The organism is Hyalangium minutum (assembly GCF_000737315.1).
GTDB classification, from domain to species: Bacteria; Myxococcota; Myxococcia; order Myxococcales; family Myxococcaceae; genus Hyalangium; species Hyalangium minutum.
In genome coordinates, this window is sequence record NZ_JMCB01000003.1 from 486765 (window position 1) to 499548 (window position 12784).

At 65.8% G+C, this 12784-nt stretch carries 8 protein-coding genes; 1 reads left to right on the top strand and 7 read right to left on the bottom strand.

The genetic code is table 11. The features are described 5' to 3' along the window. Window position 1: 1 nt before the first annotated feature. From DB31_RS08560 to queC, 7 genes are all read right to left on the bottom strand, one after another. Window positions 2-5302, bottom strand: a complete 5301-nt coding sequence (locus DB31_RS08560) for a trifunctional serine/threonine-protein kinase/ATP-binding protein/sensor histidine kinase (protein ID WP_044185070.1) — start codon at window positions 5300-5302, stop codon at window positions 2-4. 216 nt (window positions 5303-5518) lie between these two features. Then, window positions 5519-6676 carry a DGQHR domain-containing protein DpdB gene (gene dbpB / locus DB31_RS08565; RefSeq protein WP_044185073.1) on the bottom strand — a complete coding sequence of 386 codons (1158 nt, stop codon included), beginning with the start codon at window positions 6674-6676 and terminating at the stop codon, window positions 5519-5521. A 38-nt stretch (window positions 6677-6714) separates the two neighbouring features. Continuing rightward, window positions 6715-8001, bottom strand: coding sequence for a tRNA-guanine transglycosylase DpdA (gene dpdA, locus DB31_RS08570; RefSeq protein WP_044185076.1), 1287 nt, complete (start codon window positions 7999-8001; stop codon window positions 6715-6717). Beyond that, the gene (locus DB31_RS08575) at window positions 7998-8789 is read right to left on the bottom strand and encodes a hypothetical protein (protein ID WP_157231882.1); all 792 of its coding nucleotides are present in this window, start codon (window positions 8787-8789) and stop codon (window positions 7998-8000) included. The genes dpdA and DB31_RS08575 overlap by 4 nt, the downstream gene beginning before the upstream one ends. A gap of 177 nt (window positions 8790-8966) precedes the next feature. Beyond that, window positions 8967-9338 (bottom strand): 6-carboxytetrahydropterin synthase QueD, encoded by a 372-nt coding sequence (queD, locus tag DB31_RS08580; RefSeq protein WP_044185083.1) that lies wholly within the window; start codon window positions 9336-9338, stop codon window positions 8967-8969. A gap of 8 nt (window positions 9339-9346) precedes the next feature. After that, window positions 9347-9988: a 7-carboxy-7-deazaguanine synthase gene (queE, locus tag DB31_RS08585; protein WP_044185087.1), complete on the bottom strand. Its 642-nt coding sequence runs from the start codon at window positions 9986-9988 to the stop codon at window positions 9347-9349. Window positions 9989-9991: 3 nt separating this feature from the next. Beyond that, window positions 9992-10693 carry a 7-cyano-7-deazaguanine synthase QueC gene (gene queC, locus DB31_RS08590; RefSeq protein ID WP_044185091.1) on the bottom strand — a complete coding sequence of 234 codons (702 nt, stop codon included), beginning with the start codon at window positions 10691-10693 and terminating at the stop codon, window positions 9992-9994. A gap of 884 nt (window positions 10694-11577) precedes the next feature. Here queC and DB31_RS08595 point away from each other — a divergent pair. Continuing rightward, window positions 11578-12702 carry a hypothetical protein gene (locus tag DB31_RS08595; protein WP_157231883.1) on the top strand — a complete coding sequence of 375 codons (1125 nt, stop codon included), beginning with the start codon at window positions 11578-11580 and terminating at the stop codon, window positions 12700-12702. Window positions 12703-12784: the final 82 nt, after the last annotated feature.

Below are 12784 nucleotides of genomic sequence, written 5' to 3' on the forward strand. Positions count from 1 at the left end.
CTCAGGAGGCATGCGCCAACGCCGGCTGGGGCGGAGTCACGGGAAGGTCCAGCGTGGCGGTGGCGCCCTGGTCCCGGCCCTCGCTCTCCAGCGTCAGCCGGCCGCCGATGAGCTGGGCCGCGATCGCGCTGGAGTGCAGGCCAATCCCCTGCCCGTCCTTGCGGGTCGAGAAGCCCTGGTTGAACAGCCGGGGCTTCACGTCGGGAGCGATCCCCACGCCGCTGTCCCTCACCTGGATGCGGACCCATCCGCCTCGGGCCTCCAGGCGGATCTCCAGGTAGCGGTCGGCGGGCGGCTTGGACTCGAGGGCGGTGCACGCATTGCTGAAGAGGTTGAAGAGGATCTGGAGCACTTTGTAGCGATCCACCTTCACCCGAGGCAGTGGCTTCAACTCGCGCGTGACCTGGATGCCGGCCCGCTCCATCGCCCCCTGGTGCAGGCGCAGGGCATCATCCAGGAGCTCCGCCAGCTCACACTCCTCGGGGAGCACCGTGGAGGTGGCGTACGTCTGCTGCATCTGGATGATGGCGCGCACCCGGCTGATGTTCTTGTTCATGTTGTCCAGCGTGGCCTGGAGCGAGGTCTGCTCCTGGGTCAGCTCCTGGGCGAGGCCGGAGAGGTAGTCCACCAGGTGGGCGCCGCGCGGATCCCGGGCGAAGAAGCGCGGGAGATCATGGCGGTGGTCCTCCAGCAGCGCCGAGACCTGCTTCATCCGGCCCATCCGTGAGGACGCGAGCGACTGGCGCATGAGGCCCGAGTCCACCACGATGCTGGTGAGCGCATTGCCCACGTCGTGGAGCACGTTGGTGGCGACCTCGGCCATACCGACCATGCGAGCGGTCTCCACCAACTGGGACTGGGCCTGCGTCAGCTCGCGGGTCCGCTCGTCCACCCGCCGCTCCAGATCCTCGTTGGCATGGCGGAGCGCGGCCTCGGCCTTCTGCAGCTCCGTGTACAGCCGCGCGTTCTCGATGGAGATGGCCGCCTGCGAGGCGATGTGGCTCAGCAGCTCCAGGCGCTCGGCGGAGAAGGCCTCGGTGGTGAGCGAGTTCTCCAGGTAGAGCGCCCCGTAGAACTCCTCCTTGCGGCGCAGGGGCAGGCAGAGCACGGAGCGGGCCTGGCGCCTGAGCAGCTCGCCATCGCTGGAGAAGGTGTGCGGCCGGGAGGTGTCGTCGATGAGCACCGGCTCACCGGTGCGGCGCACATAGGCCAGCACGGTCCACGGGAGCGCCTCGTGCGCCTCGCGGGCGCGGGTACCCGAAGCGTCCGAGACGGCGGCCACCCTCAAGAGCTCTCCTTGCTTGAGGATGAGCGCGCCCCGCTGGGCCCCCGCGCTCTGCAGGGCGACGCCCATGAGGGTGGAGACCAGCTTGTCCAGGACGATCTCCCGGGAGACGGCCTGCTGGGCCTTCACCACGCTCAGCGCATCGATCTGGGAGGACGCGGTGGCTCCCGTGGGGCCCGTCTCTCGGACTCCGGCCGCGCGCGGCCACTGGGCCTCGATCTGCCGCAGCTTCCCCTCGGCGCCCCACTGCCGGTAGGCCTCCCAGGCCTCGTGGGCATAGGCGCTCGAGGCTGTCTGCCAACCCCGCTCCTTGGAGAAGTGGGCAGCCAGCTCCGCGGCCAGTGCGGCATGGGGAAGGACGCCGTGCTCACGGGCGGTTCGCATCGCGTCTTCGTAGGCCTGCATGGCCTCGTCGGTGTGACCCGTGACACGCGCCAGCTCAGCGGCCACCAGGCGCTCGGCGGAGAGGAAGTTCTCCGGGCTGAGCTTGGCCCAGACCGCTACCTGCCGGTGGTGCCGCCTGAGCGCGTCCAGCATCTCCTGCTGCTGCTGCGGAGGCGCTCTCCGGAAGCAGGCGGCCAGCGTCAATGCGCTGTACAGCTCATGGTCGTAGCGGGCAATGAGGCCGCCCACCACTCGGAGGTGCTTCTCGGCGGCGGCCAGGGCTTCACGGGCCTCCTCCGGCGCGCCTCCGAAGTACCGCGCCTTCGCCTTGGCAGTGAAGTAGAGGCAGGACAGGAGCTGCTGTCCGCGGCCCGCCAGCCGGGCCTCGACCTCCTGCTCGGAGAAGCCGTCGCCGTCCAGGGACTTGATGGACGCAGACAGCCCGCGCAGCTGCTGAACGTGGCGCTGGTAGAGGGTGATGATGGAGCCGATGTCCTCGTAGCTCGCCTTGCGGACGAACTCGAGCCGCGTCACGGACTCCTGGTAGACCTCTTCCAGCTCGTGCCCCATGAGCAGGCGGTTGATGAGGATGTTGTCGCAGCAGTAGCAGGCGTTGCGGAAGTCGCCGCTCTGGAGCGAGTGGCGGAACGTCTCCTGGAAGAGCCCGAGCGACACGGAGAACGGCCGGACCCAGCGGCTGAGGTGCGCGAGGATGAACAAGGTGCCACTGCGGTAGGCGGAGAACTCCGGGCGGTTCACGAGCCCCTGGGCCACCCGGCCGAACGCGTAGCCCTCCGCGTACTTCTCGGCGGCGGCCACGCAGCACACGAGGCCATACCAGGCATAGCCGTGCGCGGCGGCCTCCGTGTTTCCGTGGCGGAGCGAGAGGGCCACCATCCGGGACAGGTGGAAGGGCAACAGGCTGCTGCCCGAGTAGAGCGCCGGGACGGTGAGGTCCGCGAGGATGCCCATGGCCGCCTGGAGGTCGGGATCCGTCATGGGCGGCAGCCCGGAGAGGCTCTCGATGGAGCGGGCTCCCAGGAGGGCCCAGACCTCCGCGTCGGCGGCCTTCACCTGCTCCTCGGTGGGCCTGGGCGGCAGGGGCATGCCGATGCGCTCCAGGCACGCGAGCAGGCACGCCACCGAGTCGTCCACTTCTCCCGCGGCCAGGTGGAGCGTGCTCCGGAGGCGGGAGGCAGTGGCCAGCTCTGGAGACGTGAGCGCCCGGGAGAGCAGCTCGTCCACGAGCTTGCGCGCCTCGGCTGGGTGTCCCGCCATGAGTTCGCAGCGGGCCTGCTCCAGCCGGAGCTTGAACGCCAGGGTGTGCTCCGTCGCCCAGGGATCGTCAGGGAGCAGCGAGAAGGCGACGGAGAAGGAGCCCACGGCCGAGTGCCACGCTGTGGACGCCTGAGCCCGCGCGCCTGCCTCCGCGTTGAGGCGCGCCAGCCGGAGGCGCTCTTCGCGATCGGTGATCAGCTCCGTGCTGGAGTTCAGCTGAGCCACCACGTCGAAGAGGCGCTCGCGCAGCTCGTCCGGAGTGAGGCTGGAAAGCATCAGGCGGCCGATCCGCAGGTGGATGACCTTGCGCTCCTCCGTGGGGATCAGGTTGTGCGCCGCCTGTTGGATCCGGTCATGAAGGAAGCGGTAGTGATCGGCACCGGCCCGCTGCACCACCTCTTCACGCAGCGCCGGAGCGAGCCGAGCCTCCAGCTCTTGCGGCGCGAGGCTCCCCAGGAGGCCCAGGTGGGACGCGGAGAAGAGGTTGCCCATGCACGCCGCGAAGCGCAGCAGTTGCTGGGTGGGCTCCGGGAGCTGGCGCAGGCGGCCCGCGATGAAGTCCACCACGTTGTCCGAGTACCCCTTGGCTTTGACGCCGGTCTCATCCCAGCGCCAGCCGCCTTCTGGGGCGCGCACGAGCAGGCCGTCCTGGTAGAGCGTCTGCAGCAACTGCAACAGGAAGAAGGGGTTGCCACCCGTCTTGGTGTGCGTCACCGCGGCGAGGTCCTGCACCAGCTCGGGACGGGCTCCTGGCAAGGTATCCCCGATCAGTTGCCGGGTCTGTTCCAGGGACAGCGGGGCCAGGGAGATGTCCCCGATCCGCGTTCCCTCTTTGCGCAGCTCGTCCACGGTGAGCATGAGCGGGTGGGACGCGTTCACCTCATGGTCCCGGTAGGCGCCGACCCAGAGGAGCGGCGGCGTGTCGGGGTGCATGGCGAGGAACTTCAGCAACTGGAGGCTGGCGAAGTCCGCCCACTGGAGGTCATCGAGAAACAACACGAGCGGGCGCTCGGGAGCAGCGAAGACGCCGAGGAAGCGCAGGAAGAGGCGGTGGAAGCGGTTCTGCGCCTCCAGCGGCGGCAGCTCGGAGACGGGAGGCTGGCGGCCGACCACCAGCTCCAGGGAGGGCACGAGCTCCACCATCACCCCACCCTGCCCCTCGAAGGCGTCGAGGAGGCGCTGGCGCCAGGCGTTCACCTCGTCGTCACTGCCCGTGAGCACCTGCTGCACCAGACCCTTGAAGGCCTGGGCCAGGGGGGCATAGGGCATGTCCCGCTGGAGCTGATCGAACTTGCCATGGAGGAAGAAGCCGCGCCGCCGGAGCACCTGGGGGTGCAGCTCGTGCACGACGGACGACTTGCCGATGCCAGAGTAGCCGCGCACGAGGATCCACTCGGGACGCCGCTTGCGCATCGTGCGATCGAGGGCGCTCATGAGGCCCTGGAGATCCTCGTCCCGGCCATACAGTCGCCGAGGCAACTGAAAGCGAGCAGAGAAGTCCTGCCGGCCCAGCGGGAACGTCTCGAGTGCCCCGAGAGAGAGCTGCTCGTGACACGTCCGGAGATCGGCCAGGAGTCCCTCGGCGCTCTGGTAGCGCTCCTCGGGCATCTTGGCGATCAGCTTGAGGACGATCTCGGAGAGGATGGGAGGGATGGACGGCTCCCACTGGTGGGGCGGCAGGGGCACCTGGGCCAGGTGGGCGTGGATCCACTCCAGGGGATCGTGGGCCTTGAACGGCAGGCTGCCGGTGAGGAGCTGATAGAAGGTGATGCCGAGCGAGTAGAGATCGGTGCGGTAGTCGAGGGCACGGTTCATGCGGCCCGACTGCTCTGGGGACATATAGGCGGCCATGCCCTCCGGGAGGTTCGGTGGGGAGGCCTGAACCTGGCGCGCTTGCTGGAGGCAGGCGCTGCCGAAATCGATGAGCCACGGCTGGCCCGAGGGAGTGAGGAGGATGTTGGCGGGCTGGAGCGCCTGATAGATGACGCCGCGGCGGTGCACTTCCGCGAGGGTGGCGACCAAGGGGATGGCGAGCTCGAGGAAGGAGCGGACATGGATGGACGCTCCGACATGCTCCGAGAGGTGGGCGCCTTCAATGTCGTCGAAGACGAGGACAGGCCGCTCGGGATAGCTCTCGAGGGCGAGCGCGGTGATGACGCCGGGGGTGCCCTCGAGGCGGCGCAGGAGGTTGTACTCGTGCTCGTAGCGGGTGCGCTCGCGCGAGCCGGGGTGCTCCGAGCGAGGCGTGGTGAGGATGACCTTGCGCCGATCCGCGTCGCGGATGGCGCGGGAGAAGAGGTTGGAACCGCAGGCCTGAAAAGGCTCGACGAGCGTGTACCCCGGCAACCTGGTCATGTGAGCCCCCCTGTCGATACCGGCCCCGACAGCCGGCCTGCATCGGCGCCCCCATCTTATGCCCTCAGGGCATCGGCGAGCGCCCTGGATCTGCCCGCGAACTGTGCAAAAGAGGATGACCCGATGGGATTCCTGGGAAACCTGAGAATCTCCGAAACGGCCCTTCTGCTCAGGGCACGAAGTTTCCCTTACGACCGGAAATTTCCGCGCTGCACGCTACCCCCCGCGTGCCCGCCGATCCGACGGCGGGTTCGCGTCCCGGACGAGCTCGTTGTACTGGTCGAGCAGATACTGTGAGAGCTGCCGGATATCCGAATGCGTGTTCTCAATCTGGTTCCACTCGACCTTCCGCCCTGCCCCGAAGTCCCAGAACCCACTGGTCCACCGGCAGATACGCTTCAGCGGCATCAGGTCCAGAGCGAACATGTCTCGCTTGAGGTGGATCCTGTTCCGATGCCGATCCGCGATGGCATCCATGAGCAGGCCCATGCTCTGGATTCCGGCGCCATGCATGAGGCGCGACTTCTTCGGTGAGATCCGCCAATCATCGGGGAAAACATCACTCACGGCGCCCCAGTAAGCGCAGAGGACGGTGACCATGGCATCAATGGCCCCCCCTGCCCCATCCTCCGAGCGGAACCGGTACAACACGCCCTCGTTTAGGCTGGTCTCCAGCATCTTCAAGATGGAGTTGTCCTTGATAATGCCGCTCGGGTTTGTCGGTGTCTGGATGAGCCCACGGAAGGGCGAGTGCCTCTTAGCGTTGAGGATGGTGAGGAGTTGGGACGGGAACCGCTTCTTGAGTAGATTCGACGGAAGCCGCGACTCCGTGTTGGGGAGCAACTCGTAGACAAGCCCCTTCGCGAGCGGCTTGGTGGAGTTGACCAGGATGAACTGGTCGGTCTGCTCGGCCACGTCGTCCGTGATGAAGGCCACAACGCTCAGCGGAAACGAGTCGACGTTCGAGTCGCGAACAGCGGCCAGCCGCTGCTGCCCATCCACGACGAACGCGGGCTTGTCCTCGTCAAGCATCTCCTCTTCGAAAGGAACGCGCAGGGTTCCAGTCCGGGAGTACCCCTCGGGGTGGAACTCCGTGTCTGCGGGCTCGAAATGGACGCTTGAGTTGAAGGCCAGCACCACGGCGTTGGGGATCATCGGGTTGGGGCCTTCGATGAATCGCCGTATCTCGTCGATGTGCGAGAAAACCTCGGGCCGCTGATAGCCGCGAAGCGCCCCTTCTTCGTCCCTTCTCACACGGGAAATGGTCGCGAAGCGGTGGACCAACTTCCCGTCGACGGAGAAGACGTACAGCATCCGTTTCGGCCCTTGTTTCACCTGAAGCGCGGGAAGCCGAAGCTCACGCTTTTTCGCCATGACAACACCCTCCAATGCCCACAGAAAGCCGCATCCCGCTAGGCGGCATCTTCCAAACCCAGACCCAGTTCGCTCCGAAGCTTTCGGTAGAAGACCCAGACGTTATGAAAGCCGCGCCGCCGGTTGCGCTCGGCCCCACGGAAGAGAATGACGTGGTGCCCGATGGAGCGGCAGACTTCGCACCCGCACTTCTTCCAGGGTTGGTCGGATAGGACCTCGCGGTACACCTCTGCCCTGCTGGTCCGTTTCTTGGCCGCACCCGCTTTCTTTTCCTGGGGCGAGCTCTCGGCGCACAGTTCCTCATAGTCGGTCAGGGCTGCGATCGATGCATTGATGTCCAACTTCCCCTTGTCGAAAGCTGCCATGGCCGCGAGCGCGGCTTTCTCCAGCTTGCGGGCCGTCTCCTGCCGGATGACACCGGAGGAGATTTTCTTTTGGAGCTTCGCGTTCCCCTCGACCTGGGGAATACGGATCGCGCTGTAAGTCCGGCTCAAGGTGTAATAGTTGTCCGAGGCATCCTTGAAGGCCTGTCTCAGCGGAGACGTGCCGTCGATGCTTGCCACGCCCAGGTCCGCAAATGCGTTCATGTGGTCGAGCCGGGTCACCCCCAGAAGATGAAGGCGGGTCTTCGGCTTCCGGACCTCTGCGATCTTCTCGAGCGACGCGAGGACCTCCGCCGTCTTGAGCGGAACCATGCCTCCAAGCGCGATATAGGAATAACCGATCGCCTGGAGTTCCTTGACCGCGTGAGCGTAGGACTTCGGGCTCCACCCCTGAGCGACACCAATGGGGGTAAAGCCCTCCTTCCGTGCCTTGCATCGGGTCCAGAACTGCTCCGCGAGGCTCAGGGTGATGGCCTGCCGCTCCTTGACCTCCTCTGGGGGCTGTTCACCCTTGGCGTCCCAGTCGGGCTGGTAGGCCAGGATCACATGATCCACCGACACCCCATAGTCGAAGCGGCAGTCGGAGTAGAAGTTGATGACTTCGTCAGCGGTGTACGGGGGGACCTTCTCCTTGACGTAGGTGAAGGCGCCACAGTCCCCCATGACCTCAAGGGGATAAGGCACCTCCTCGATGCGCAGGAACTCCTTCACTCCGTTGCGCAAGAGCCGGTGCTTCTGGCCAATGGTGTAGCGGCTGCCCACCTGGCCGTAGCCATCGACGATGCCCTTGGAGACCAGCAAGCCGTCATAGGCGCGCGAGCGGAAGACTTCGTGGGCGTACAGATCGTCACGTTGCCTGACCCGGAGATCGTCCCGCCGTTCGGTCTCGAAGTCGAAGCTTGGGTCGACTAGGTCTTGGCTGTCAGGGAAGAAGAACTTCATGGAGCTTTCCGTTGCGTGTCGTAGAGGCGATTGAAGCGCTCCATCTGGCACTTCTGCCCCGAGTTTCGGAACCTCTGGAGCAAGCCGCTGCGCGACTGCCGGGGGTTTTCTTCAAGTTCGTTCCGGATAAACTGCAGCACCTCGCCATCAGTGACGGGACTCCGGAGATTCTCAGGCCAGCCCCCCGTCTTGCGGGAGAGTTCGGCGACTCGTTCTCGCACGGCTGAGAGTTCCAAGCCCGTCCTGCGGGCTTCGAGCAGCACATGGCGTGCGACACGGGCGTAGAGCGAGGCCACCCCACCGCCCAGCGCGAAGACCAGCGCCCCCGGGCATTTGATCCAATGGGCACCAAGCGGCCCGGTCTGCAAAGGTGAGTCACTCGAGATGACGAAGAGCTTCTGCTGGGAGTGTCCAAGTTGGCTGGCGCGGACCAGATCGGGCTCCATTGCGTCAACATAGGTGGAAGGAGCCACAATCATGAGGACGGCGTTCCGGTTGTTCTCGACCAACTCAGCGAGCGAGCGCGGCGTCTTCTTGGGCCGGTGTTCTCCCTGGGACAGCGCCTCCCACCAAGCCTGACGCTCGGCTTGGCCGCTCTTTCCAGCGGGAGCCACCGCGTCCTCCGACTTGCCCGTGAAGGTCGCCGAATAAGCATGAGCGGACCAGTTGCAGTTCCACAGGCCGTAGCCCGCAGAGGCCACCCATAGTTGGACCTCAAGCCCGGCCTCACGCCCATCCGCGGGGAGCGAGCGGATCACCGACCAGTGCTGCCCGCCGTACAGGTCCAAGGCGGCAACCTCCCGCGTCTTCGAGGTCGCGAGCCGCTGACACCAAGCCGCAGCGCGGGTGGAAATCTCCCCTGCCGGAACTCGGGACAAGCGGAGTTCTGAAGGCACTTCCAGGAACTTCTTGTACGTGCAACTGGCAACCACGTGAACCTGCATGGAGCAGCGAGGGAGCAGCGTCTAGCCGCGCCCCTCATCCTCCCCAGCATAGATGCACCCACTCGTGCAGGTCTCCCGCACCACGACGCTGCTCAGTTCCGGGAGGCTTGGCTTGAGCCGTTGCCAGATCCAGCGCGCCAGATTCTCGCTGGTGGGGTTTTCCAGCCCGGGGACCTCGTTGAGGTAGTGGTGATCGAGCGTCTCATGCAAGGGCTGGAACGCCGCCTTGAGATCCGCGAAGTCCCGGATCCAACCCACCTGGGGATCCACCGCTCCCCGGATATGGATCTCTACCGAGAAGGAGTGGCCGTGCAACCGTCGGCACTTGTGTCCCTCGGGAGTGAAGGGGAGCCGGTGTGCAGCCTCGAAGGTGAACGCCTTAAAGATCTCCATGCGCCACCTTAGGGGATACCGAGGAGTTTGTGGGTCTGCAAGGACAGCCTCCAGCGCGGATGCGCGAGGCAGTACTCGACACAGGACTGGGTGTGTCGCTCACGGTCGGGACCATCGAGCGGCTGCAGGAAGAAGTGGGAGAACTCCAGGGACTCGAAGTTCTCGGGAGGCATGCCCGCCTGGGGATAGACCAGCTTGAGTTCCTGGCCCGCGCGCAGGGCAAGCTGAGTGTTCGCCTTAGGGCTGACGCAGATCCAGTCAATGCCCGGCGGTGGCAGGAGCGTCCCATTGGTCTCGATCGCTATCTCGAACGACCGGCGGTGGAGTTCCTCGAGGAGGCTCACATCGAGTTGCAGGAGCGGCTCGCCTCCGGTGCAGACCACGAGCCTCTTGCCGTGCCGCCCGCGCCAAGTGGCCTCTACCGCCGCAGCCAGTTCTTCAGCATTCCGGAAACTGCCACCTCCTGCGCCATTGGTGCCGACAAAATCGGTATCGCACCACCGCGAGCAGCCACCGGCTCCGTGAGGCCGGTCCGCCTCGCGGCCGCTCCAGAGGTTGCAGCCGGCAAACCGCAGGAAAACAGCGGCCCGGCCTGCCTGACCGCCCTCTCCCTGAAGAGTATAGAAGATCTCCTTGACTGCGTACGCCATCCCCTACTCCGCCCGGTACCGTGCTGGATCTTTCGCACCGGCTTCGCGGAATCCCTTGAGCCGAAGCTGGCAGGAATCGCAGTGGCCACAGGCCTCGCCCAGGGGCGACGGATCGTAACAACTCAAGGTGATCCCATAGTTCACCCCCAGCGTGAGTCCAGCGCGGATGATCTCGGCCTTGCTCAGCGAAATAAGGGGGGTATGAATCCGGAGCCGCTGGTGCCCTTCTACTCCGGCCTTGGTAGCCAAGTTCGCCAGTCGCTCATAGGCCTCGATGTACTCCGGGCGGCAGTCCGGGTAGCCCGAGTAATCGAGCGCGTTGACTCCGATGAAGACATCGCTCGCGCCGAGCACCTCGGCCCAGGCCAGCGCGAAGGACAGGAAGATGGTGTTGCGCGCCGGCACATAGGTGACCGGAATCCCTTGGGATATCTCGGACGCGGGCCGATCCTTGGGCACAGCGATGTCCGCCGTCAGGGCTGAGCTCCCGAACATGCTCAGATCGATCTGAGTGATCTCATGCCGGACGGCACCCAGGCTAGCGGCCACGCGCTTTGCCGCCTCAAGTTCCACCTCGTGCCGCTGGCCGTAGCGAAAGCTGAGAGCATAGGGCATGAACCCCTCGGACTGGGCCATGGCGAGTGCCGTGGCTGAGTCGAGACCACCACTGAGGAGCACCACCGCCGTGCGTTCCGTGCCGGACATGCCATCTCCCAACCGCGCTCGTCGGATCCACACGAACCACGGCTACCCGCCGTTAGGCGGGCACCCGATAGCACACGCGTTCGCTGTTTCACAGGCGCGGTCGCCATCCTACGTGACGATCCTACTGTGCAGGTAGATAGCACCCTGGGCGTTTTAGGCAACTTAACAGGTTGTATCTGGAGTGCTCCGCCGCTCGCTTCCCAGGCTTACGAAGCGCAGTGCCCGTCCTCTGCAACTCCTGTAAACTGCGCGTCGCGGTCCTTACGGTGCTTCTCCGGGGCTTGGCGAGCCCCGGGGCCGGAACGCGGGACTTGACTCGCGGCGCGAACTCGCGTCTCAGGTAGTACCCCCACACATCTTAGTATGAGGCGGCCCTCGACGGGCCGAGCATATGCCTCGGCCAGCTTGACACCCCAGGGGATTCCGCGGAGGCGCTCCTGGGATGCCGAAGCCGCCTCAAGGTGGGCGGGCCCGCCCTGCCCATTCCAAGCAGAAGTGCTCAACAGGTTGATTGCACCCGCGACGGTGCCTCGATAATGTCGGGCCTCAATCAGTCATGCTTGCCTGCGGGGGCTGAGACGCGGGCCCACGCCTCTTCAGAAGCCGCCGCGCCGCCGCGCCTGATGAACGTCATCGTCAAGTCACGCACTGGTTGGTTGGCGTTGGTCTTACGGTCCAACGCCAGCACGGCAGGGTATCCGTACTACAGCCTCGAATGGCAGAAGCCCGGTTCTCCCGAGCCCTCCCGGTACTTCATCTGGCAGAACGAACTGCCCTGGCTTTGCCACAGCCTCACTGTGCTTGCGACCCGTTTGGACCTCGCTCGCTTTCGCGAAGAAGGCCTTCATCCCCTGCTGGCGCAACTCGGCCCCTCGGGTGGACCTGTGTGGTTCGCGCAGATTCAGAACGGTGAAGCGCACCTGACGCTGCGCCGCTACCGGGATACCTGGACACCCCAGAACGGCGAGAAGACCCACACGCGCTACTTGGTCTTCGACCGCAGTGGCAGATTCCCACTCCAGATCCGGCTGCCCGCCGCCTTCGTGCGCTCGGAGGCAATGGGGGACTTCGCGCGGCAATGCATCGCGGCGCTGGGGGGGGAAGTTCAACGCCTTGAGGGTGCCTTTTCTCTGCCAGCCGGGCAGGACGCGCGCTCTCCCCGGGCCTTCTTCCAACAGGTGGCCGTGCGGCTGCGGGTGAAGGACACCTTCCGCCGCATCCTTGCCTTCCCGGGCATGCCCGTCGAGCAGGTCGAGGTCTCCATGCTGCAGGAGCCCGCGCTCGTCGCCGCCCTGAGAGCGTGCGAGCAGTCTCGCACGCCCGAGGAGGTCAGTGCCGAAATGGGACAACTGCTGGACGCACGGGCCCTCTCGGAACTGCTCGCGTGGCCGCAGCGCTACGCGCCCGAAGTCCTGCAAACGGGCTACATCCTGACGCCCGTGGAGCAGCGCAAGCTCGTGGCGGTGAAGGACCTCAAGGTGTACGCAGCGGACCCGCTGCTCACCGCGCTCCAGCCCACCCTCCCCGCGCTCACCTCCGGCCCTGAACGCCCTGTCCTGCCCCCGCAATGCACCGAGCAGCAGTTGTTGGCGGCCCGGAAGCGCGCCCTGAGCACCACGTCCCTGTCCACCGCCTTCGGGCAGGCCGCGCTGCCCAGTCCGGAGTGGGCCCAGACCATTCATCAGTTCCTGCGTCCGCCCCCCGCGCTGCGTATCCACCGTTGGCGGCTCCTCCAACTGATGACACTGGCGGCGTGCCAATCCTGCAACCTGCCCGGGGGGCTCGAAGACGCACCGCTCCTGGATCTCCAAAGGCTCGCCCTCTTGACGCACGATGTCACAAACCTGTTCGCGGAGGATGGGAGCGAAGACATCCGCGCCCACACCGAGGCGGTGCGTCAGCAGTGGAGAGACCTGCTCCAAGGACGTTCCACCCCCCTGCCCCTGGCCCAGCTTCCCAAGCGTGGGGAGGAGGCAGCCCCTGCGCGGCAAGGACAAGGACGAAGATGAACGACTTCGCGATGCAACTCGTCGACGCCTGCATGCGGTCCGTGGGCCGCCTCAGGCAACACCTTTCCCACCAACCCACCCA